Here is a 24,952-nt window from a genome sequence, read left to right as displayed (position 1 = left end):
GCATATTTTATATGGCATGTGTTTTATAAATTATTTTTGATAGCTAAGTTTAAATTCTAAGTTAGAGTTTGACAATATATTATCCTAATCTTGAGATTAAGAAACAATGCTCCTACTCACTGAATAGCAAAAAGTGACGATTTCAAATTAAATTCTAGACATTCTTATCATACTTATTATTTTTTGAGATTATATAAAACCAAAAAGCTGCTGCAATACCCCAAATATAATTTAAAAGGTTGCCTACAGCCTCATATAGCGGTAAATTAGAGGAAAAGTATCCATGTCCTTTCAAAGGAGAAAGTACCAAATAATTAAAAAATATAACTACTACCCCAATAATAGAACCTCTTATAAACCATTTCTCTTTCAAAAAAGGTAAAACTAATAATAAAGCCCATACACCACCCCATACACAATCTTGATATAAGCCAGTTTTAAATGCTACTAAACTAGGATTACCATATATTAGAGCTTCTATACAATCTAAAACTACAGCCCCTACAACACCTGATGCAAAAGCACATGATAATTTTGTTAATAAATTCATAATTATTTATATCTAAATTAAATTTCCTCATATTTAATCATACGTTTCATATAAATGTAAATGTAAATGTAAATGTAAATGTTTATTTTTAAAAACTTAAACACTAACAGTTTAACATTAGTTGTAAAATCTCCATTTGAAATATTATGCACAACAATCTCAGCTGACAAGCACTAATTTGTATGTAAGCTTTCCATTGAGAAATAGTTTCACAGCTCTCTACAGCAGAAATGTTTTTCCAAAGACAATACCAGTCACCCCATAACAAGCATTCTAGTTCTTAACTTATATTATTAGAATAATTAATAGTTTCTTAAGGTAAAAAAGTTCTTCTGTAGCGCTACATAAAAATCAAAAATAACTGTCAGTGCATAAACAGTTAAGATATTATCAAAAGCACTTAATTATAAGGTTTTAAATTTGGCATCCCGTAGGGGATTCGAACCCCTGTTGCCGCCGTGAAAGGGCGGTGTCCTAGGCCTCTAGACGAACGGGACATAAGACTTGAAGTCACTGTTTCCAGTGATATGAAGTGTATTATAATGACTTCTATAATTTAGTCAAGGTTTTTATGGAAAATATTCAATTAATTTTCATCACTTGTGAGTACATAATAACCCCTCACATTCAAAGCTTGTTTTAATATCCACTTAGGAATCTTTATGCATTAAGAGTAATAATACTAAAAACTATATATATTTTGTTATAAGTAAATCCCATACTGGCCCTATGATACGCTGCTTGCAAAAGTCTTTTGCTTTAATAGGAAATAGTAACAAACTAGCATTACGATAAAAAATAATAAAATCGAAGATATCGAGTGCAACTCATTTACACCTTGAAAATATGCTCCAAATACCGTTAATATCATATATAAAAAAATACTCCATGAAGAGGCAAATGCTTTCTTAACTCCTTTAGCTGAACGATAATAACTCAAAGCATAAGCTACAAATAATATAACATGTATAATTAATGAAAATAGTACTGCCTTAAGGCCAGACTGTATTATTAAATAATAAACTAATAAATATACAAACCCACTTAATATACGCCCACAAGGAACATGAAATATATCACTAGTCTTCTTCATTTGCGTATTTAACTTAACATATGCAATAGGTATTGCAACACAAGTTAAAAGTTGAAAAACAGCAACAACGATCATTAATTGTTGCCAACTTCTAAAGAACAAAACTATAACTATACATATAAGCAATCCAAAAATTAATGATCTCCTAGAAAGGTTAAATTCTTCATTCATTTTTGCAAAAAATGCTGGCATTTGCTTATCTTGAGCCATTCCTGTAAATATTCTTCCAGCAGAACCTGCATAAACCGTTGCTGTACCAGATGGACTTATTGCAGCACCTATGTATAAACATATTGCAAGCACATTTAAGTTAAGTAGTAACATTAATTGAGCAAGTGGGGATGTAAAGTTCAACTGATGCCAGCCATGTGCTAATAACTTACTTGGCAATGCTCCAATAAAAGCGACTTGCAACATTAAATAAATAACCAAACATATTAATATACATCCTGTTAATGCTAAAGGAAGATTACGTTTTGGGTTTTTAATTTCTGAACAAAATGTCGCTATAGTACCAAAACCATAAAAAGAATAGAAAATACCACAGGTAACTACAGCTGAGAAAACTGCACCATAACCATAAGGATTAAAACTATCGTGATATGAAACAAAGTTATGTGAATTATAAGAGGTATAAAACAGTATTATTGCTGTAAGTATAGGAACACCAATTTTAAAGATAGTCATAAAATTAGCGAACTTAGTTAATGTCTTAACTCCCCAATAGTTGATCAACCCATAAATAAATATTAAAACGATTACACCTAAGATACCTAAATAAGTAAGGTCATGATTAGAAAATACATAAGGCTCAATTTTTGGATAGGCTGTACTTAAGTACTAAATCGTTGCTTGTGCTTCTGATGGAATTGTTAAAAGCAATCCAACCCAATAAGAAATTGCTATTACAAAGCCCATATCTGGATTATGACTTACCGTCAATAACCTACCAAAAAGCCCTCGAACAGGTTTAAATGAAGCAACCTCACCAAGTAATAAGGATAAAATCAAGACCATCCCTGCACCAATTAACCAAGATAATAATAGATGCTGAACCAACTTGTCTTGAGGCATAGTACGCTGCAAATAACCAACCACTTCCAATAATACAACCAACCCCAATAGCTATTGCAGAAAAAAGCCCTGGGCCACTATTTATATTTTCCATTAATTTTAGTTTTTTTGTAAAAAGTAAGTTTTTACAGTCTAGCAAAAATATATTTTATTAGATAACTTGCTACAGCAAACTTAAAAATGATAGTAATAACTATATTTGGAACATTAAACTATTAATTATTTATTAAAAAAATATTAATTATTAACAAAATTATTTATTGCATTTGATATTCTTGAAATCACTTTTTCTTTGCCTAGTAGTTTTAAGGTAACCCCAATATCTGGAGACTGGCCGGAACCTGTAATAGCAACACGTAGAGGCATACCAACCTTACCCATACCCACATCACATTGCTCTGCGGTACTACCCACAATGTGATGTAATACTTGTGGATCTTGCCACTGCTCAGAACTTAAAGATTCAAATTTTTCTAATGCTACCTTTAATATACCTCCAGTAACCACTTTAAAATGCTTTTTAATAGCTTTTTCATCATACTGAATATCGTCATTATAAAAATAACTAGATTTCTCAGTAAGCTCAACTAGTGTATCAACTTTTTCGGCCATTACGGTAACTAGCTCTTGTAAATTAGGACCACTACTAATATCTAAACCTAGTTTTGAAAAGTGGTACTCTATCTCTGGACGAATATCCTCAAATTTAGACTCTTTGATATAATGCTTATTTAGCCACTTAAGCTTCTCAAAATCAAAACGTGATGGTGAAGCACTGATATGGTCTAGATTAAAACTACTAATCATCTCTTCAAGTGAAAAAATTTCTTGATCACCATATGACCAACCTAGCCTAACAAGATAATTAAGCATTGCTTGAGGTAAATAACCATCCTCACGGTAGGCCATGACATTTACAGCGCCATGACGCTTAGATAGTTTTGCTCCATCTGGCCCAAGAATCATCGGTACATGAGCAAATATCGGAATATCAGCATTTAAAGCTTTATAAATATTAATTTGCTTAGGAGTATTATTAATATGATCATCACCACGAATAATATGGGTAATTCCCATATCCATATCATCAACAACAACACAAAAATTATAAGTTGGTGAACCATCAGTTCTTTGGATAATCATATCATCAAGTTCTTGGTTAGCTATAGAAATTTTACCTTTTACAGCATCATCCCAGCTTATGACTCCAGTTTGAGGGTTTTTAAATCTTATAACAAAGCTATCACCCTCTTCTGGTATATAGTTTTCATCACGACACTTACTATCATAACCAGTTTTAAAGTTGTTCATCTGCTGATATTCTCTTAGCTTATCTAGCCTCTCTTTAGAACAACTACAATAGTATGCTTTACCTTCAGCTATAAGCTGATCAATAACTTCTTTATATCTATCAAAGTGTTTAGTCTGATAATAAGTTTCACCATCATTTTTTAAACCTAGCCAATTCATACCATCTAAAATTGCATCGACCGCTTCTTGTGTAGATCTTTCTATATCAGTATCTTCAATTCTTAGAATAAATTTGCCATTATTCTTTTTTGCATATAACCAGCTAAATAATGCCGTACGCACTCCACCAACATGTAGAAAACCTGTTGGGCTTGGTGCAAATCTTGTTGTAACCATAATTAAATACCTTAGAAATAAAAAATTGTTTAAAGATTAAACTAGAAGGTTAATTATTTCAAGATTTTAAGAATTAATTTAACTGATAAAATACCTATGTAGTAATTAAAAACTAGAAATTTATAGTTATAGATAAATATATATGCTTTAATTGAGGAAAAATTATTTAAAACTAAAATGCCACGAATAAGTCAACTACAGCTTGATGAGAGTGATATTGTATTTCACCCACCTATGGGAAATAGCTATCAAGCAAATAAAGTAGCAAAAAAAATAATATTTCTATTACAAAAAAATAAAAAAACTCAAGAAATTATAGAAGATCTTGGCAAAGAGTATGATGCACTTGAAGAAGATTTGTACATTGATGTTAGTGATTTTATTTTAAAACTTAAAATATATAATCTGATATAAATGAAGATAGCAATAAGTGGATTAAATAACACTGATAACCCTGCCCCAGGGATACCCGTTGCAAAAAGCTTAAATAACGAATTCTCTCTTATAGGCTTAAGCTATAATGCTACCGAGCCAGGTAATTATCAAAAATTATTTTCAAAAACCTATCTAATGCCATATCCATCATCTGGGTTTGATGAATTAAAAACACGCCTAAAATATATAAAAAAAAAGACAACATCCAAATAATCATACCAAACTTAGATGCTGAACTACCCTTATATATCAAGTATCAAGATCAAATATCCAAAGAAATAGGTATAAGCCTCTGCTTACCCTCGCAAGAAAATTTTGAACTTAGAGATAAAAATAGGCTAGATAAACTCTGCCGCAAATTAGGTATAAAATATCCTAAGACCTACCAAGTAAATACAATCACAGAACTTCATGAAACTATAGAAAAACTAGACTTTCCTTTAATGATAAAAGGTAACTATTATAAAGCATATAAAGTTTCTAGCACAAAGAGCGCGATAGATGCTTTTTATAATATATATAATGAATGGGGCTCGCCAATTTTGTTACAAGAGCATATAGATGGTGAAGAAATAAACTTAGCTGGCATTGCTAATGGTAAAGGTGATCTAAAAGGGGCTGTAGCAATAAAAAAGCTGACAACTACTGATTTAGGTAAGGTCTGGCTAGGTCTAACTATAAAAAATGATTTACTTCTGCTGACAGCTCAAAAATTCACAAAACAAACAAAGTGGCAAGGTGCTTTTGAGCTTGAATGTATAGTTAATAACGATGGCATATATATGATCGAAATCAACCCTCGCTTTCCAGCATGGGTACATTTAGCTACAAAACTAGGCATAAACTTACCAAAAATGTTAATAAAAATAATCCAAAACAAAAATTTTGAAACTAAATTAGACTACCCTATCAGTAAAATCTATGTAAGATTTGTTGATGAAACTATCGATGATTTTGATGAATATAAGAATTTAATTCTAAATAAAGAAACAAAAGAAAAATGAAAAAAAAATACTCAAAGCCTATAATAACTAAATTAGATTTTACAATGGCATCCAAATATGGAGGCTCTTTTTTTAAACAAAAAATAAGAGAAACTATCGATGATGTAAGTATAAATAAATTAGTTGAAGAATTTGGTAGTCCCATCTTCGTTTTTTCACAACAGCAGATAGAAAAAAACACAAAACCCTATATGAAGCATTCAGCTCAAGATACCCGAAAGTAAAATTTAGCTGGAGCTATAAAACTAATTACCTGAATCAAATATGTAAAATTTTTCATAACCTAGGATCTAGTGCTGAAGTAGTAAGTGAATTTGAATATCAAAAAGCAAGAAACCTTGGTATCAGTGGCAAAGACATTATCTTTAATGGACCATACAAACCCAAAAAAGATTTAAAAATTGCTGTTAAAGAAGGCGCAAAAATACATATAGATAATTTATTTGAATTAAACGATTTAGAACAAATAGCTAATGAACTACAAATAAAAATACCTGTTGCCATTAGAATCAATATGGATACAGGCATATATCCTCAGTGGAGTAAATTTGGTTTTAATTATGAGAATGGCGAGGCTTTAAATGCCATCACAAGAATACATAAAAATAACAAACTTCTTTTAACAGGTCTTCATACTCATATTGGTACTTTCATACTAGACACAAACGCTTACAAGCTAGCAACAAAAAAATTAATGCAACTCAAGTATGAAGTAGAGCAAAAATTTGATAGCAAAATAGAATACATCGATATAGGTGGTGGCTTTGCTAGCAGAAATAATCTAAAAGGTATTTACCAATCTCCTGATGTTATAGTACCTACTGCTGATGATTATGCTTGTGCCATAATAAATACAATCTATGAACAAAACAGATCTCAAGATTTACCAGAGCTTTATTTAGAAACAGGTCGTCATCTAATTGATGAAGCTGGATATCTTCTTACATCTATATGTGGCTGGAAAAGACTACCCGATGGTAGAAAAGGATATACCCTAGATAGCGGAGTAAATAATCTGTACACATCAACTTGGTACAATTTCAATATCGAAACAGATAAGGATTATGGTGATATTACTGAACCTTCTGAACTAAATGGTCCTTTATGTATGAATATAGACATTATTGAAGAAAATATAATGTTACCACCCTTAGATAGAAATTCAGTTTTATCAATTTCTCCTATTGGAGCCTATAATTATACCCAAGCAATGCAGTTTATAAGATATAAGCCTGCTGTAGTTTTAATTGATATAGATGGTCAACCTAGACTAATTAAAAAAGTAGATAACCTTGAGACAGTTAATTTTAGAGAAGTTCCATAAATGATAAAATTAAAAAATTTCTTAAAACCTTATAGCTCTATACTTTTTTTGGATAGTCAATTAATTTTTTTGGTCGTAGCATTATCCTTATTTATAAACCCTTCTATGACACTATGTGGGATAATAGCAATCTTAGCAAATATTATTTTTATAAAAATAATTAATATCTCAAATAATAACCTAATAAAACATGACTCTTACGATTGTAACGCCCTATTAGTAGGTTTATCTATAGGTTATCTATTACCTCTTTCTATTACCACTATCTGCCTTGTAGCTACTTTAACAGTTTTAACATTTATTACTTGCTATATTTTTGCAAAAATATTTAATAATTACCAATTACCTATACTATCACTACCCTTCTCAATAGTTGCAATAACTATCTATATAGCCTCAATAAAATTCTTAGGGCCTAATAATCACTTATTAAAAGATCTAACAAGTTTTGATATTAATTTGCCTATAGCCATCAATAGCTTCCTAAAAGTTCTTGGAAGTATATTTTTTCTCCCAAGTAATATTGTCGGATTAATAATATTATTTGTAATTTTCATTTCATCAAGAATAATGTTTTTCACTGCTATATTTAGTTACTTTTTCGGAATTTATTTTGAGTTTATCCTAAGTGGATCCTTTAGTCTAGCACTAAACGATTTATATGCTTTTAACTATATCCTCACGGGAATAGCTCTCTATGGAATATTCTTAGTTCCAACATTTAGAAGCCTTTTAATAACACTTTTTGCAATAGCTTCAACAGTTATTGTAACTAACACTTTTGAAATAATCCTAAACTATTACGCTACACCAGTATTTACTCTACCTTTTAGCATCGTAACTATAGCTTTTGTATTCACCCTCAAAAGCTTAGGGTACAATGATATTAACTATACTATTAAATCAACACCTGAAAAATCTTTTTTAAGCTATCTAAATAGAATCTATAGGTTTGGACAAGCCCCTAAAATTAGCTTACCATTTAGTGGGAAATAGTATGTTTATCAAGGCTTTAATGACAAATGGACTCATAAAAGAAAATATCAATTTGCTTATGATTTTGTAAAAAAAGAAAATGGTAAAACATACGTCGGTGAGCAAAATTCTTTACAAAACTATCTATGCTTTGGTGAAAGTATCTTATCTCCTGTAGAAGGTTATATTGTTGACTATAGGCATGACTTAATAGATAAACTGTCCCTGTTATTCAATACCACTTTATAAAATATTTTTATTCCTTGCTTTTATGCAGCATCTAAAATACCAGAATATACTTCATCAGGAGTCATATATCCAATACTAGAATGTAGTCTTTCATCGTTGTAAATATCAATATATTCTTTGATACCTACTTTAGCCTCTTTCATAGTTATATATGATGCCGGATAAACATTTTCATATTTCAGTGTTCTCCAAAATCTCTCAATTGCAATATTATCTATAGATCTTCCTTTAGCATTCATAGATATATTTATTTTATTATCAGATAATATTTTAATATGCTCTTTTGCTGTATATTGAGTTCCTTGATCAGAGTTAAAGATATCAGGTTTACCATATTTAAATAACGCTTCTTTTAACACACTAGTTGTTAGATGTGTATCCATAGTATTAGAAATCTTCCAAGCTAGTATTTTCTTGCTATGCCAATCTATTATGGCTGCTAAATATGCATACCCACATTCTAGTCTAATATACGTGATATCAGCACTCCATACCTTATTAGCTTTATCTATAACAACCTGATTCGTCTCATTTTTAAATACATTAAGTAAGTATGGATATTTCTTGTGTTGCTTATTAATGACAGTTGTCTTTTTTTTAGGATACAATGCCTTAATACCCATAAATTCCATAGCACTTTTGATTAGCTTCCTTCCAACTAGAAATCCTAATCTATTTAGCAACTTTACTAGCCTTCTCGTACCATAATATGGATGTTTAGTATGTATCAAATCCATTGCATTTAATAGTCTAATATCATCATTACTACTAAATTTTGATATTGGTGTATAATAGTACACACTCTTAGATACAGATAATAGTTTAAGCTGATTATTTAAAGATAATTCTAGCTTAGTATCTACAGAGTTTACTCTATCATTTGATGATACCAAGCTTTTTAGCTTTCCCATTAAAAAATCCCTCTCTACTATTACCTCGACTAGTTTTTTACTTGTTGCATCTTTATCTTTTCTAAGCTCATCTATTTCCTGCTTATACTCCTTAACAACAGAGCTTTTATCAAATGCTAAGCAAGCATTAGATAAAAATTGCTGCTTCCAATTATGCACGTTTTTAGGAAGTAAATCATACTTACTTGCTATCTCATTAACTGTCATATCGCCTTCTAGCAATTCTATAATTACTTTAGCTTTAAAATCAGCTGTATACGTTACTCTTTTTTTACTCATTTATCTATTTCCTAATTTATCTAGTTAAGTTTAACATCTAGGAATAAAAATCTTTCTAAAATCAGTAGCTTTTTCTGGGAACATTATACTCTCTATCCATAGCTTCTTTGAGAGAACTACACTAGGAATATCAGGTTGAGTATTGTTTTTTACCGTATTTACTTCAATTATTGCTCATAAAGGCTATTTTGCCCTATCTATATTCTAAGGTTATATTTTATTAAGATCGTAATGCTAAACTAAAATAGATACACTTGAGTTTAAATAGTTTAGAATATCTATTAGTATAAAATTCTAAAGTATAAGTTTAGATGTAGACACTAGACCCATCAAAACTCAAAGAGGTATTTATGTCCTTTCACTCTATCCAAGATGAGCTTCTAGAGAACTATAAATCTAGAGTTGAACTTAAATATAAAATGCTAAATGGCCTTTTTTTAAGTACTCCTTTTGATAAAAAATATAATGCAAACTTTAAATTAGCGACATTCTCTAATATTTGTAAAAATGAGCTAAAGAATGGTAAAGATCCCATAGAAATTATTGAAAATATATACCCCGAGATGTCAGATGAGGAAAAGCTCGAAACATTTATAAAATTTATTCGTTATATAGAAAGACAAATTGTTCTAATAGATGCACTTGAGGAAGCTGCTTATGCCAAAACACATGACCTAAATGGTGAATATAGTATAACCAGATTAGTTAGAAGAGTTGAAAGACATGATAAGCAAAACTCTTTAACTAGGGCTTTAAAAGAATACAAAACAAGACTTGTACTCACAGCACACCCAACTCAGTTTTATGCAAAGCTAGTATTACCTATCATTCACGATCTTAAAAAAGCTATCATAGATAACGACATAAACAAAATTCAAGATATTTTCCTACAGATGGGGAAAACTAGGTTTAGTAATAAAACTAAGCCAACCCCTGAAGGCGAAGCAATATCAATCATATGGTACTTAAATAACATTTTCTATAACACCATTCCCAAAGTTCAAAATAAACTAACTAATGATAATACTAATATTGAAATTGGGTTTTGGCCTGGAGGTGATCGGGATGGTAACCCTTTTGTTACAGCAAATGTTACCAGAAAAGTCTCAAAACATTTAAGAATAAATATTTCAAATTGCTATAACAAAGATCTAAAAAGACTTATTAAAAAACTAACTTTTGAAAATGTTCACGATGAACTCACGAAGATTAGAAAAAAATTAAAAGCTAATAAGTATTTATCCGCACAAGGTTTTCTAAGTGAAATAATTAAAGTAAAAAATATTGTAGATACACAGTACGACTCGCTATTTGTTGATAGGCTTGATAATCTGATTTTAAAAATAAAAATCTTTGGTTTTCATTTTGCAAAACTAGATGTTCGTCAAAATGCTAAAATACATAACCAATTTTTCACTGAAATTTTTAAAGAAAACTACAATTTAGACTATCAGATACTAAAAGACTCAGAAAAAATCAAACTTCTAGTTAAGCTTGCTGAACAAAAAAGTCTCGTAAATTTAAAAACTAATAGTGAACTAGCTAAAGAACTTCTAGAAACTATTGCTACCATACAATATATCCAACAGCAGAATGGCTATGAAGCAATTGAGAGATACATCATCAGTAATGCTGATTCTACTGTAAGCATATTAGAGGTTTTAACAATATTCGAACTTTTCAATAAAAATACTAAAAATCAGGATAAAATAAAAATTGAAGTTGTTCCATTGTTTGAAACCATGGAAGATCTGAAGAACTCAACACAGATTCTCGATGATTTACTTAAAATAAAACTCTATACAGATAACTTAAAAGCTTGGCAAAATATTCAAACAATTATGCTCGGCTTCTCTGATGGGACAAAAGATGGTGGTTACTTTATGGCTAACTGGTCAATCCTTGAAGCAAAGCGCGCGCTTAGTAAATATCTTAGTTCTAAAGGAATCAAACCTGTCTTCTTTGATGGTCGCGGTGGCCCACCTTCACGTGGAGGCGGTGATATGTTTTTATTTTATAGAGGTCTATCAAATGTGGTTTCAAATCATGATGTCCAGGTAACTATCCAAGGGCAAAGTATATCTTCAAAGTTTGGTAACTCCGATAGTGCTCAATATAACCTAGAACAGATACTAACATCAGGTTTATATGGGAAACTAAATCTACATAATGCACATAAATTAAGTTCTACAGAACTTGCTCTTATAAATGAATTAGGTAAGTTATCTTTTGAGACATATATAGAACTCAAAAATCATCCTCAGTTTATAAACTACCTTACAGAAGTAACCCCTCTCAAATATATTAGTGAAATGAATGTCGGATCTCGTCCTTCTAAAAGAAACTCTGGCAATAAGATTAAACTAGATGATCTTCGTGCTATTCCATATGGTGCTGCTTGGACACAGATGCGACAAAGTATTTTAGCCTTTTACGGTCTTGGAACGGCTATAGATTCTGTAATTAAAAAGGATCAGAACAATTTAGCTTTAATCCAAAAGATATATAGACGCTCACTTATAATTAAAGGAATCTTTGATAATGCATTACAAAGCATTGCCCAAACAAACTTCAATATGACTAAACATATAAGTAAAGATCCTAAATATAGAGATTTCTGGCAACAAATATTTAATGAACATACTCTAGCAAAAGAGTATTTATTAACAGTAACAGGTAAAAATGAAGATTTCCTACATGCTAACCCTATCAAAGAAAGATCAATAAAAATGCGAGATGATATTACTCTACCTTTAGTTATATTGCAGCAATATGCTCTTAATTGTTTAAGAGATAATCCAAACCATAAAAATAAGAAGCTTTTAGAAACTATAATTAAAAAATCTCTAGCTGCGAATATAAATGCAAATCAAAACTCTATATAAGCCTTTTACTATCTTTAAAACCATCTATGTATGCTTTCAATTACTGCAGGAGCCATAAATTCAATGTCATTTAGATCAAACCACTTTATCTCAGAGATTTCAGCGCATGGTTTGATTGGCTTAGTAATATTACCGGCATAACAATGTACTGATACAGTGTCTGTTCTATCATGATTATCTGTAATAATTTCACCAAGATACTTTAGTTCAGATGATTGCATTTGTATATCTAACTCTTCATCAAGTTCACGGAGAATTGTTTGTAGATGAGTCTCACCCTCATCTATCTTACCTCCTGGGAAATACCAAATAGTATTATCACGCACCCTTACAAGAAGCATCTTGCCATCATTAACACAAAGTAAAGCTGAAGTTCTTATCATTATCTGCCTACCTATTTCTATATTTTTCATATTCCAAACAGATATGATTACAAAAAAATAAAAATATATCTAGCTAAAAATATTATAGATCCTTAAGCTTATACCAGTATAGTCCGACTATGATCGCCATTAATACCAAATATATAGCTATAATATTAGTGATAGTATGAGTATGCAGATACCCTTGGATAAATGAGGTTATGCTTGATATAGCCATATTTATAAAATACATAACTGCAGCTGCAGTTCCTGATATATGTCTAAACATTGAGATACCCTTACCCATAGAAAGTGGAAATACTACTCCACAGACAAAATAAACAGTCATTGTAGCTACAATAAGCAAACTAATACTATTCTGCATAAAATAACTAAATATAAAAAATAGTAATATTAAAAACATAAAAAAGTGAGTCACTGTAAAAAATATCTTACTTACAGAATAATAATCAAGTAACTTACGCGTAATTATCGGAGCTGGTAAAAAAGAGCATCCCAGAAAGATTGCTAACTTACCGAAATAGGTTGGTGAATAACCCATTACATCTTGGATCAAAAACGGTCCTAAAGTATTAAAACTTATCACCATAGAGTATGGCTACCCCCATTACTATGCATAGACTAATAAATTGTTTATTAGATACAACCTCAGCAATATTTATATATATTTGTGACAATTTTAACTCTGATTTTTTTACAATAGTCTCTGGAATATATATAAAAACAAGTATCGTTATTACGAATGTAATTATAGCAAAAAAATAAAAACCAGATTTCCAACCAAAGTACTCTTGTAGAAAACCTCCAATTATAGGTCCTATAATTGGACCTACTCCCCAAAGAAAACCAATGGTTGGGCCAAATCTCAAAAGCCTCTCAGGGGGTAAAATATCTGAAAAAATTCCTCGACTTAGCACCCCCATAGCTCCCATTAAAAACCCTTGAAAAAACCTTACTACCAATAGTACATATTCATTAGGTATTAACGGGGGTAAAACACTTACTATAATAAACAATACACATGAAGCTCTTAATAGGGTTCTACGCCCTATAGCATCAGTTATGATACCAATGATAAAATTTCCTAAAGCATAGCCTATCAAATACATTGAAATAACCATCTTTGAGGTTGATGCACTAATGTTTAATGAAGAGCTAATTCCAGGCAATGATGGAGCAAATAAATCAATACTCATCCCCATTAAGATAAAGAATGATAAGAGTATAATTATTCTTATTTTAATTTTATCAATATTGATAGTGGACATTATTTTTTTATTAAAAAGATCTAAGAAGATGACAATTCTATCAAAAATCAAGCTAATAATAGTTATTTAATACATAGTAATTATAAAATTTTGTATATTTAGCGTTAAATAAAATATCTTAAGCTACAAAAAAACCTTGTTGGAATTTTTTATATAAAATATAATATAATTTTAATAATTCTACTTTTTCTCTATGAATATAGTCAACTATGCTAAAACTCGTTATACAACTAAATCTTATAATCAAACAAAAAAATTAACAAAACAACAAATACAGCAAATAAAAGATATTCTTAGGTTTACACCATCAAGTGTAAATTCTCAACCTTGGCATTTTATCCTAACCACTTCTGATCAAGCAAAATCTAAAATTGCTAAAGCTGCTGAGAATATTCATCCTAAGAATGTAGTAAATATCAATGATTGTGCTTTAGCTATTGTACTTTGTTTTAAAACAAATATCGATGATAACTATCTAGAAAAGCTCTTAGATCAAGAAAGGAAAGATGGTCGCTTCCCTACTCCTGAATTTGAAAATATGCAAAGAGATGTACGTAAAAAAATTGCATTAGCATACAAAGATATGCCCCAAGAGTTACAAAACTGGGCAGAAAAGCAAGTTTACATTAGTCTTGGCAATCTCCTACTTGGATTAGCAGGCTTAAAACTACACGCCACCCCAATGGAAGGTATTGATCCACATATCATAGATGAAGAATTTAGCTTAAGAAAGAAAGGTTTTAAAACATCTTTAGTTGTAACAGTTGGCTACAGCTCAGAAGATGATTTTAATGCTAAACTACCTAAATCAAGACTTCCTGAAAAAGAAATATTTACTGAAATTTAGTTATTTAAATATTTTTTCTAATATTTTGATGTAAAATCACTCCTCTTGAGATCCGTATAATTTATCTATTTTTTTAAAATATTTAGAGATATATTAGGGGTTCTATTCAGGAAGGTACGGAATTTCCGCGAGCATAGCTGTAACTACTGATATATCTAGTTTACAGCTGACAAATTGATTTTAGAATTACTAAGCAAAGATTCTATAATCCCTTGTAAATCAAGGCTTTCAGTACCTTTGTTAAATTCATACATTCCAATCAAATTAATATGTTGCCACGCTACAGGTGAAAATCTTATGATTTGTTCACACTTATCTTCCATTCCTTTATCTTTATAATAGCTATAGATACCCGACAAAATCGATGCGTTATAGAAAATAATGCAATTTGCTATTAATCTAGCACTTTCATTATTGATGATTAACTCTTTTTCAGTTTTACCAGTAAGTTTACGTGAGCTAACCTTAGCAATTGCTGACCTTAACTGATGATATGATTCTCCTCTATTAAGAGATCTATGAACATTTTTTCTAATTTGTTCATCATCTATGTAATCTAACATATATAAACTCATTATAATTTTGTTAAGTTCCACCAAAGCACGCAATGTATCATTTGACTTATATGATGATAACTTTCTAACTATATGACTTTGGGTATTTTTCTTAAGTCCAAGAGTGGTTAAAATCCTAAGAATATTATCCCACTCTTTTATTATTAGCTTAGCATTAACCTGCTTCGATGGTTTGACAGTATATTTCTCATATATTTCTATCTTATCAAAAGAAACTAAGTTAATTTTAGCTTTTTCATCTAATTTAGTAAATCTTGGCATGAAACGATATCCAAAGAAATGTAATAGTGCAAAATTAAGTCTGTTTATACTATGCATATCACCAGATACCGCTGAGATTCTTACATCAGTAGTATTGCTGTTTAAAATATCAAATAAATAGTGGCTTTCATGTTCATTAGCACCAATAATTTTGGAGCACAAAGGAAGACAATTTGCGAATAATGTATATGCTGATATACCTTTTCCAAAGCCAAAATATTTTGATGAATGTCTTGCTTTAATAGTGTTATATTTAGTTTCCAGCTTCTGCCCATCAACACTAGCATGTATTCCATAGTCAGCTAATGTATATTTCTCAAAGATAGGTAACTTTTCTACTTTGTTCATAATTACATCGTTGGCTTCAGATAGGGTTTTAATACGAATAAAGTCATTAGACGCTGATTCTAACTCATGTTGCTTGATATCACTTATATCTTTCATCCTATAAATATCACTGCCTGTACCTTTAGCAACAATGCATGCGGATATTGCTGACTCCGTGGCATGATTCTTAGAATACTTAGGTAGGACATGAGTGAATTTTTTTATAAATCCAGAGGCTTTTATAGCGTGAGATATTACATCGCTAATGCTTACTGTTGCAAGGTTTTCATAGAATGGGTTATTAACTCCATCATCTATCTTCTTGTATGGTAATCTCCACCTTAACAACTCCCCCAGCTTATTATATTTAATTTTTATTTTCTTATTAACGCCAGTACTTATATTTTTATTAATGTCGTGGTATTTGCTACTTAACTCTTTTTCAAACTGTTTAAGAATAGTGTTTATATCCGTCTGAAGTAACTTATTTCCGAGCTTTTCAACCAATTTTGACTTATGTTTGTTCCAGTCATCATCTTGAATTAATTCATCATTTAATGATTTGTAGCTTAAGCTATCTGCTATGGTAATAGTACCGTTACTAATACCTTTTTCTATAAGCATGTATAACATAAACTCATAACGATCTGCATTTATTTTCTTGATTTTTTTACTGCTATTTTTGAGCCTTATTTTCTCAATCACATAACGCCTTAATGCTCTAGGTATAAAAGATATACAAAACTCATCAAAGGTATATTCTTTAAAAGAGTTATTGCTATTAAGATGTGCTTTAAAAAAGTTTATAGCTTCCGATAATTGCTTATCTTTAGATTTGAAATTAATAACCTTAAAACTTGCTCTAAGATTCTGTTTAATTGATGCTGATGATTGAGCATAATATTCCCAGCGGTGAAATTCAGCATTAAATTGAGGCTTCCTAAACTTTCTAATTAAATTGGGTAAGAATTCTTTTGGGACAATATCATAGGCTTTATGTCTAAGTTCATTATCCATTATATTTTTATTGCCAAGTAAGGCTAAAATATCTGCCGCTGAGTTTCTATCTTTATTTTCATCATATAAAAACTCTTCATATGCTTTATTTTGATGCTCATCAGCATCTGCTATATAACGATTAACTTTATGGTTGAAACTAAATATTAAATAATCATTTATTTTTTGATAACGATGGAAGGCATAACATATAAGGTACAATCGAGCTAAGTTCTTTTTTCTCATATGCTTTAAACAATATATAGTATGGTACTCTGCTAAATCAGCATAATATAAAATATTTTGTTCAGTTAAATCCAATTTCTTTATGATATGAATGGCTTTATGATATATTTCAATTAAAAACTGATGCTTCTCAACTGTACTTTTAATATCTCTAGTAGCAAAATCTTTTTGATCTTTTTTGATGATCGTTAATTGATAATAATCATCATTTTTTTCTAAGAGTTTTTGAAGCTCTACTCTTAATGGTTTATCCATTAACAAATATAGCTTATTACTCAACCGATTCTTTTCATTTTCTAAAGCTTGTGAAACAATTTCTTGAAGTACACTATACCCAGGTCTAACCACTTTATTTTGATGGCAAAAATCTAAAATTGAATCAAATATGTATTTTGGTACTACATGTTGTTTAGCTAGGTTCTTCGCATGTTTCTCTAGTTTTTTTCTAAAATTATTTTCATATGAGAACATTCCATATTTTTGTAGGATGGCTTGCCGATTTTGATATATAAAATGCTTACTTGGGCTTTTCATAGGGAACTTAGAGCCTGGATAGTAAGTTTCAATTATATGCCATACATCTTGCCTTACTCCATGTAGTGTAAAGCTAAAAAAATACTGGGATAATCGGAAATATTCCACCTGCAGTATATAATCAATTTTAGATGATAAGTCTACTAGAGAATTTAAATATAAATGATCAGCTTCATCCAACTCAAATAAGAAATCACGATCTTGCTTCTCTAATTTTGGGAGAGAGTATAAATTATCGAATTCATCTGCAGATAAAATTTTAAGTCTTGCCATATTTGATAGTTTTTGTACCAGTATAAACGTCCGTTAATTCTAAACTTTTTTGTTATAGATATATATTTATAATTACCTGGCTATATTGTATAATTATAAGTAATATTTTACATTAATCCTTACCAGTAGTTAAAATGTCTCAAATTATTGCTTATATTAGGGTCTCTACTAGCAAGCAGGATATCAAGAATCAAAAGCTTGAAATTTTTGAATATGCTAGAAAGCATAATTTAAATATAACCAAATTTATAGAAGTTGAAGTTTCATCAAAAAAATCAATTAAGAGCAGAAGGATAGAGGAACTATTAGAAAAGCTGAAAGAGACTGATACCTTGATTATTACTGAATTAAGTAGATTAGGAAGAAGCACATCTGAGGTTATTGACTTAGTGAATCAGCTTATTAAAAATAAAATACGTCTAATCGCTATCAAACAAGGTTTAGATATAACAGCTCATGATATGGCTTCTAAGGTAATGGTCACCATGTTTTCTCTATTTTCGGAATTAGAAAGAGATCTTATTAGTTCTAGAACAAAAGAGGCTCTGGCAACCAAAAAGTCACTAGGTATAAAACTAGGTAAGCCAAAAGGAACAATTCAAAGAAGTAAATTTGATGATGACATTGATAAAATCAAAGAGTTACTTTTATTAGGGCTTTCAGTTAGAAAAATTGCTAATTACTTAGGATTATCTAACCATATAGGACTAAATAACTATGTAGTTAGTCGTAAATTAAAACAAAATCTCCATGTATAAGATAACCTAAGTATAAAGTATGAAAACCCGAAGAACTGTAAAGCCTTTGTTTATAAGGGGTTATGAGATTATAGTTTTATGTTGATAAAATCAATTTGTCGGCTGTAAGCTATGTATAGCAGTAATTACAGCTATGCTCGCGGAAATTCCGTACCTTCCTGAATAGAACCCCTAAATCAAAACTTCCTAAAGAAAAAATCTTCACTGAAATCTAATCATTAAAACCTATCCGAGAAATATTTGATGGTAAATCATCTAAAAAACTGTCTCTCTTGATGAACTCACAAGCTTTATTATCCTAAAATTTTTGTTGACTACTGTAGATCATATTTATGGAGACAGCAAACCCTAAAATATAATTAAAAAGATTTTGATAAATATCTTTTTAAATAAAAAATGCTTACAAATATACAACATCTCTCACTAAAACTAAAATTCTAGGACAAGAGTATAAAATGCCTTTAGCATTTGCTCCAATAGGTTTACTTGGAATTCAACATGCTGATATAAAAAATGGTTTAACTGTACCACCAAAACCAACTGTTAAAAATCTTATTAATTTAAGTACAAAAATCCCTTGGTGTTTAAATATTCTAAAAAGCAAAAATAGAACCTTTGGCAATATTCTAAACCTCATAGAAAATAAAGATGGTTTTGCATCTTTAGGAAAATAGACAAATAAGCAATTTGATCTAAGCCTAAACTGACATAATGTTGAATGGGTAAAAAACAATGGAATGGACCGATGATTATAAAGGGTATTATGTGACTCAAAATACTGGCTTGATGCAATTATTCGTATCAAATCATGGTGATCGTCAACTAAACGGTGCTCCATCAAGTATATCTGTACTAGAAGAAATCATTAACTCTATAGGTACTAAGCTTGAAGTACTCACTGATAGCAGTATTCGTTCTGGACAAGACCTACCTAAAGCAAAAGCTCTAGGCGTTACGGCTGGCTTAATCGGCAGACCTATGGCTTATGGTGTTGGTGCCCATGGTGAAAAAGGTGCTCAAAACCTTTCATGAAGAAATAGATAACACTATGGTATTTTGTGGTCATACATGTATTGACAAATTGATACTGATAAGTACTAATTAAGACCTTCTACGGATGAGTTAACATCCACATATCTCTCAAACAAAAGGAGATCGTCATGCTAAATTCATTTCAGCATCTCACTATTAAATATTAATTTTATTGAGATCTGTCAAATAGATTCAGGATGACCATATGCTCAGATAATTGTTCTAACATAGTCTCATGCAAAACAACCTAAAATACAATAAGCCAACAAATGCTGAATAAAATATAAAACTATTACAGTTACTATCATTGGAACAATCAAGAACTTTTTATTTTCATCAAATATCGCAAAGATAATTGCAAATATAATAGATAATAATCCAGAAACCTTTATTGCTCCATAAATTGATGTCCAAATAAACCCATGTCCTTTTAAGATATTATAAACATGTTCAGATGACGTTAAATATACCGTTATATAGCCAATTATAAGACCCGATACAAACCAAAATATCGCCATAAATAAGTTTTTTAAAATATAATCAAGTAATATATATATCTTTTTCATACTTAATCCTGTGCCCTAAAAGTTTAAATTATCATATAAATAGGTTTTTTAGATTAAACTAGAAAGCAAATTGTTTCAATATAAAAATTAGTTAGATAACTTTTTATATAAGATATTATTCTAGATATAAAGAAATATAAGTGAAACTAAACTTATAATTTTGATAAATTATTTACGTAAATAGACTAAAGCCTTTTTCTTCTCAAGTGTTTTAATATAAAGTTCTTGATACTTAGCAAGTTTACATTTCTCTGCAGCAACTACAGCTTCTGGAGCATTTGAAACAAACCTTTCATTTGACAGTTTCTTCTGTACCCTCGCAACCTCTCCTTTTAGTTTATCTAGCTCTTTATCTAGTCTATCTTTCTCAGCTTCAATGTCGACTAAACCTTCTAATGGGATATTTAATTCAAGCCCTTCAATAATCTGCGATAAAGATGTTGGCTGATTATCATTAAACTCAATATTATTTACTCTAGCTAACGCTTTTATAAAACCTTCTGTTTGCGACAAATATTCTTTGTCTTGTTCAGCAACATCTTTAACAATCAAAGAGATCCCTAAAGATGGTTTAATACCTACTTCACTACGCATATTACGCAGAGTTGTTACAACACTTTGTAGCCATGTAATAATCTTTTCAGCCTCTGGTGCTTCTAAATCTTGAGTAACTACAGGGTAACCAACATCCATAATTGTTTCTTGAGCATTATCAAGATGAGTTTTTAGCTGTTTATAAATACTCTCTGTAATAAATGGAATTAATGGATGTGCTAAAGCGAGAATATTCTCTAAAACCTTAGTAAGCGTATATTTAACACCATTTTTTTGCTTCTCAGATAGTGAGCTATCTTTTAAAGCAACTTTTGCAAACTCAACATACCAATCACAATAGTTATTCCATACAAGATAATAAATAGTATTTGCCACCATATCAAAGCGATAGTTAGCAAGTTGTCTATGTATATCAGCTACTGCATTATTTAAAACACTCCAAATCCATTTATCAGCAACACCTAGCTCATAATTATCACAAACCTTGTAATCATCAAGATTCATCATCACGAATCTTGAAGCATTCCATAGCTTGTTACAGAAATTACGATAGCCTTCTACTCTAGCAGTATCAAAGCTAATATCACGTGAAGTAGACGCTAATGCTGCATAAGTAAATCTTACAGCATCTGACCCATAAGCATTTATTCCTTCTGGAAATTCTTTCTTAGTAGCTTTTTCTATTTTAGCTTTCATCTGTGGTTGCATTAGACCAGTTGTTCTTTTCTTCAGAAGATCATCTAATGTAATACCATCAATTAAATCTACAGGATCTAAAACATTACCTTTAGATTTCGACATTTTTTGACCTTCACTATCACGGATAAGCCCCGTGATATAAATATCTCTAAATGGTACATCATTCATAAAATACATACCAAACATCATCATTCTAGCAACCCAAAAGAATATAATATCAAAACCAGTCACAAGTACGCTTGTTGGATAATATTTCTCTAATTCAGAAGTCTTCTCAGGCCAACCTAAAGTACTAAATGGCCATAATGCTGCTGAGAACCATGTATCAAAGACATCGTTATCTTGCCTAATAGCCACATCATCAGCTAAATTATATTTTGCTCTAATATCTACTTCATTTTCACCAACATAGGCATTACCAGCATCATCATACCAAGCTGGAATTCTATGTCCCCACCATAGCTGTCTAGATACACACCAGTCTTGAATATCTCTCATCCAAGAAAAATATGTATTTTTCCAATTATCTGGTACAAATCTGACTGTACCATTCTCTACAGCTTCTATTGCTGGTTTTGCAAGCACATCTGCTTTAACAAACCATTGCTTAGTTAAATACGGCTCTAAAACTTCTCCAGTTCTATCACCAGTTGGCACTTTAAGAGCATGTGGATCAATCTTATCTAGAAGACCTAAAGCATCCATATCAGCTACTATCTGCTTACGCGCTACAAATCTATCTAAACCTTGATACTTTGACGGTACACTTGTGTTTAGTGCTGCATCATCAGTCAATATGTTTAACATTGGTAGATCATGTCTTTTACCCATCTCATAGTCATTAAAGTCATGAGCTGGGGTAATCTTGACACAACCGGTACCAAAATCTTTCTCAACATAATCATCAGCAATAATTGGAATCTGTCTATTTGTAAGTGGTAGATTTATCATCTTACCTACTAGATGGGTGTATCTTTCATCTTCTGGATGAACTGCAACAGCCATATCTCCAAGCATTGTTTCAGGACGAGTTGTTGCAATTATGATTTTCTCATCACTATCAGCTACTGGATATACGAAATGCCATAGTGAACCGTGGCTTTCTATCTGAGCAACCTCTAAGTCAGAAACGGCTGTTTTTAGTTTAGGATCCCAGTTTACTAGTCTCTCACCACGATATGCTAAACCATCCTCATATAGCTTGATAAAACATTTCTTAACTGCATCAGAAAGGCCATCATCCATTGTAAATCTCTCACGACCCCAATCTGGAGATGCTCCGATTCTACGCATTTGTGATGTGATAGTACCACCAGATAGCTCTTTCCATTCCCAAACTTTACTTACAAAATTCTCGCGACCTAAATCATGTCTTGATATACCTTGAGCATTAAGTTGTCTTTCAACAACCATTTGTGTCGCAATACCTGCATGATCTGTGCCTGGTTGCCAAAGCGTATCTTTACCTGTCATACGATTGTAACGAGTAAGGATATCCATGAGTATCATTTGAAAGCCATGGCCCATATGTAATGTACCTGTAACATTAGGAGGTGGAAGCATTACTGCAAACGTATCTTTTGATTCAGAATTACTACAAGCAAATTTACCTGCAGATTCCCAGTTTTGATAATTAGATTCTTCTATCTCTTTTGGATTGTAGTTTTTATTCATTTCTTGAGTCATTTATAACGCCGTAAATATTTAAGTTTATAGAGAAATTTAATGTTGGTAATTTTAACAATATTGTCCCTAAAAATATATATGTATAAAACTACAAATTAAATATTCTTTTAGAGTTTATGATATTTCCTAGAAAAACAGCAAGATCTTTGTCAAACTCATAAGTAGGTGTCTGTTTTATAGTTCATAAAAAATGACTACAAAAAAGTATAATGTCTCCAGAAAAAGCTACTGATTTTAGAAAGATTTTTATTCCTAGATGTTAAACTTAACTAGATAAATTAGGAAATAGATAAATGAGTAAAAAAAGAGTAACGTATACAGCTGATTTTAAAGCTAAAGTAATTATAGAATTGCTAGAAGGCGATATGACAGTTAATAATACCCCATGAAATTTTAACAACAATTTTGAGAATTTAGTTCCTAAAGTAGCTAAACTATAAATGAGCAATTTAGGATAAATGTAAATGAGTAATAAGAGAAAAATATATACCGTTGAATTTAAGACTAAAGTTGTCTTGGAAGTATTGAGGAAAGATCAAACAATCACACAGTTATCAGTAAAATATAATATTACGCCCAAAAACATAAATAATTGAAAAACAGCCTTTTTAGAAAATGCTGAGTTGGCAATGGATCCATCCAAATCAGTATCACAATATAAAAAAGACAATGCAAAGCTTATACAGATACATGAGGAGATTCCCTGCTACGGCTATATAAAAGCTCATAAGCAATTAATAGAAGATGGGTTTAGCATCTGTGAGAACACAGTACAAAAGTATCGTAAAGAGTTAGGCATCAAAGCTATATTGGCGGTGAAAAAACCAAACTTAAACTTATCTGAACCTAACAAAGAGCATGCTATTTATAGTTACAAACTAAAAGGTTTAAGCATATTGAGACCTAATCAAGTTTGGTCTACAGATATTACATATATTAAGACTGATGCTGGCACAGTTTATATGGCAGCTATTATTGATTGGTACTCTAAGGCTGTACTAAGTTGGGAGATATCCAACACTATGGATAGTAGTTTAGTTATGAAAGTTTTAAATGAAGCTCTGTATAAATATGGAGTACCAGAAATATTTAACACTGATCAAGGTAGCCAGTACACATCTAACATTCATATCCAAACATTATTGGATAAAAAAATTACTATATCTATGGATGGTAAAGGTAGAGCAACTGATAACATTTGCATCGAAAGATTTTGGAGAAGTGCTAAATGTGAGAGATTTTATTTAAATCAATATCCTGGCATTGTTGAACTAAGAAACGATGTGGATGATTATATAGATTTTTATAATAATAGAAGATTTCATGAGTCTATCAATTATAAAAAACCTATGGAATTTTATTACGATAACTTATTGGAAAAACGGGCGGCTTAGATGGGAACTAAATAATTGAAAATATTGTTTAATTTATTGGGGTAGTATAAATCAGCGAATTTAGATTCTGAGATAGCCGCGGCTAAAGCAGAAGTAAATGCTCAAGCTTCTTAATAAACTTAGAGC

20 protein-coding genes, 1 tRNA gene and 3 pseudogenes are annotated in these 24,952 nt (G+C 30.7%); 13 read left to right on the top strand and 11 right to left on the bottom strand.

Annotation, left to right across the window (positions count from 1 at the left end; genetic code table 11):
- Positions 1-154: 154 nt before the first annotated feature.
- The 4 genes and pseudogenes from CDV26_RS02190 to gltX form a co-directional block, all read right to left on the bottom strand.
- A complete protein-coding gene (locus CDV26_RS02190; protein ID WP_088771905.1) occupies positions 155-550 on the bottom strand; it encodes a membrane lipoprotein in 396 nt (131 codons plus the stop codon).
- Positions 551-971: 421 nt separating this feature from the next.
- Positions 972-1,047 (bottom strand) — tRNA-Glu (locus tag CDV26_RS02185).
- A gap of 230 nt (positions 1,048-1,277) precedes the next feature.
- Positions 1,278-2,811: pseudogene (locus tag CDV26_RS02180) on the bottom strand (APC family permease).
- Positions 2,812-2,954: 143 nt separating this feature from the next.
- Positions 2,955-4,364 (bottom strand): glutamate--tRNA ligase, encoded by a 1,410-nt coding sequence (gltX, locus tag CDV26_RS02175; RefSeq protein ID WP_088771904.1) that lies wholly within the window; start codon positions 4,362-4,364, stop codon positions 2,955-2,957.
- A 177-nt stretch (positions 4,365-4,541) separates the two neighbouring features.
- Here gltX and CDV26_RS02170 point away from each other — a divergent pair, with 177 nt between their 5' ends.
- The 7 genes and pseudogenes from CDV26_RS02170 to CDV26_RS02155 all read left to right on the top strand — a co-directional run bounded on the left by CDV26_RS02170 (position 4,542) and on the right by CDV26_RS02155 (position 8,123).
- Positions 4,542-4,778, top strand: coding sequence for a PqqD family protein (locus CDV26_RS02170; RefSeq protein WP_088771903.1), 237 nt, complete (start codon positions 4,542-4,544; stop codon positions 4,776-4,778).
- Complete coding sequence (locus CDV26_RS12650) at positions 4,779-5,012, top strand: hypothetical protein (RefSeq protein WP_211276380.1); 234 nt, start codon at positions 4,779-4,781, stop codon at positions 5,010-5,012.
- Between the two features lie 230 nt (positions 5,013-5,242).
- Entirely contained in the window at positions 5,243-5,803 is a 561-nt protein-coding gene (locus CDV26_RS12645) for an ATP-grasp domain-containing protein (protein ID WP_211276379.1), read from the top strand.
- Positions 5,800-6,027, top strand: a complete 228-nt coding sequence (locus CDV26_RS12640; RefSeq protein ID WP_211276378.1) for a hypothetical protein — start codon at positions 5,800-5,802, stop codon at positions 6,025-6,027. Before CDV26_RS12645 ends, CDV26_RS12640 begins: the two co-directional genes overlap by 4 nt.
- Before the next feature lie 26 nt (positions 6,028-6,053).
- Positions 6,054-6,662 (top strand): annotated as a pseudogene (locus tag CDV26_RS12840) (alanine racemase); the annotation flags it as partial.
- Entirely contained in the window at positions 6,648-7,127 is a 480-nt protein-coding gene (locus CDV26_RS12835; protein ID WP_245806541.1) for a type III PLP-dependent enzyme domain-containing protein, read from the top strand. The pseudogene CDV26_RS12840 and the gene CDV26_RS12835, both read left to right, overlap by 15 nt.
- Complete coding sequence (locus CDV26_RS02155) at positions 7,128-8,123, top strand: urea transporter (protein ID WP_088771902.1); 996 nt, start codon at positions 7,128-7,130, stop codon at positions 8,121-8,123.
- Positions 8,124-8,371: 248 nt separating this feature from the next.
- Here CDV26_RS02155 and CDV26_RS02150 read toward each other — a convergent pair whose 3' ends face one another.
- Positions 8,372-9,541, bottom strand: a complete 1,170-nt coding sequence (locus tag CDV26_RS02150) for an IS3 family transposase (protein ID WP_088771901.1) — start codon at positions 9,539-9,541, stop codon at positions 8,372-8,374.
- 350 nt (positions 9,542-9,891) lie between these two features.
- On the opposite strand from CDV26_RS02150, the gene CDV26_RS02145 reads away from it, so the two are divergent.
- Positions 9,892-12,426 (top strand): phosphoenolpyruvate carboxylase, encoded by a 2,535-nt coding sequence (locus tag CDV26_RS02145; RefSeq protein ID WP_088771900.1) that lies wholly within the window; start codon positions 9,892-9,894, stop codon positions 12,424-12,426.
- 14 nt (positions 12,427-12,440) lie between these two features.
- Here the strand turns inward: CDV26_RS02145 and CDV26_RS02140 are convergent, their stop codons facing one another.
- The 3 genes from CDV26_RS02140 to CDV26_RS12825 all read right to left on the bottom strand — a co-directional run bounded on the left by CDV26_RS02140 (position 12,441) and on the right by CDV26_RS12825 (position 14,077).
- Entirely contained in the window at positions 12,441-12,809 is a 369-nt protein-coding gene (locus CDV26_RS02140) for an NUDIX hydrolase (protein ID WP_088773428.1), read from the bottom strand.
- Positions 12,810-12,891: 82 nt separating this feature from the next.
- Positions 12,892-13,398: an MFS transporter gene (locus tag CDV26_RS12830; RefSeq protein WP_245806483.1), complete on the bottom strand. Its 507-nt coding sequence runs from the start codon at positions 13,396-13,398 to the stop codon at positions 12,892-12,894.
- A complete protein-coding gene (locus tag CDV26_RS12825) occupies positions 13,382-14,077 on the bottom strand; it encodes an MFS transporter (RefSeq protein ID WP_245806482.1) in 696 nt (231 codons plus the stop codon). Before CDV26_RS12825 ends, CDV26_RS12830 begins: the two co-directional genes overlap by 17 nt.
- A 193-nt stretch (positions 14,078-14,270) precedes the next feature.
- On the opposite strand from CDV26_RS12825, the gene nfsB reads away from it, so the two are divergent.
- Entirely contained in the window at positions 14,271-14,924 is a 654-nt protein-coding gene (gene nfsB, locus CDV26_RS02130; RefSeq protein ID WP_088771899.1) for an oxygen-insensitive NAD(P)H nitroreductase, read from the top strand.
- 155 nt (positions 14,925-15,079) lie between these two features.
- On the opposite strand, the gene CDV26_RS02125 is transcribed toward nfsB, so the two are convergent.
- Positions 15,080-18,136 carry a Tn3 family transposase gene (locus CDV26_RS02125; protein WP_088771898.1) on the bottom strand — a complete coding sequence of 1,019 codons (3,057 nt, stop codon included), beginning with the start codon at positions 18,134-18,136 and terminating at the stop codon, positions 15,080-15,082.
- A gap of 134 nt (positions 18,137-18,270) precedes the next feature.
- On the opposite strand from CDV26_RS02125, the gene CDV26_RS02120 reads away from it, so the two are divergent.
- Positions 18,271-18,894, top strand: a complete 624-nt coding sequence (locus CDV26_RS02120) for a recombinase family protein (RefSeq protein WP_088771897.1) — start codon at positions 18,271-18,273, stop codon at positions 18,892-18,894.
- Between the two features lie 285 nt (positions 18,895-19,179).
- A pseudogene (locus CDV26_RS02115) lies at positions 19,180-19,999 on the top strand (alpha-hydroxy acid oxidase); the annotation flags it as partial.
- A 160-nt stretch (positions 20,000-20,159) separates the two neighbouring features.
- On the opposite strand, the gene CDV26_RS02110 reads toward CDV26_RS02115, so the two are convergent.
- Both CDV26_RS02110 and CDV26_RS02105 read right to left on the bottom strand, forming a co-directional pair.
- Positions 20,160-20,492 (bottom strand): hypothetical protein, encoded by a 333-nt coding sequence (locus tag CDV26_RS02110; protein WP_088771896.1) that lies wholly within the window; start codon positions 20,490-20,492, stop codon positions 20,160-20,162.
- A gap of 168 nt (positions 20,493-20,660) precedes the next feature.
- Positions 20,661-23,432, bottom strand: a complete 2,772-nt coding sequence (locus tag CDV26_RS02105; protein ID WP_088771895.1) for a valine--tRNA ligase — start codon at positions 23,430-23,432, stop codon at positions 20,661-20,663.
- A gap of 464 nt (positions 23,433-23,896) precedes the next feature.
- Between CDV26_RS02105 and CDV26_RS13470 the strand changes: the two genes are divergently transcribed.
- Positions 23,897-24,028 (top strand): transposase, encoded by a 132-nt coding sequence (locus CDV26_RS13470; RefSeq protein WP_169709692.1) that lies wholly within the window; start codon positions 23,897-23,899, stop codon positions 24,026-24,028.
- Positions 24,029-24,061: 33 nt separating this feature from the next.
- Complete coding sequence (locus tag CDV26_RS02100) at positions 24,062-24,826, top strand: IS3 family transposase (protein WP_245806481.1); 765 nt, start codon at positions 24,062-24,064, stop codon at positions 24,824-24,826.
- The last annotated feature ends 126 nt before the right edge of the window (positions 24,827-24,952 follow it).

The organism is Francisella halioticida (genome assembly GCF_002211785.1).
Classification (GTDB): Bacteria; Pseudomonadota; Gammaproteobacteria; order Francisellales; family Francisellaceae; genus Francisella; species Francisella halioticida.
The sequence above is the reverse complement of the archived record's forward strand: the minus strand, read 5'-3'. Positions and strand labels throughout refer to the sequence as shown.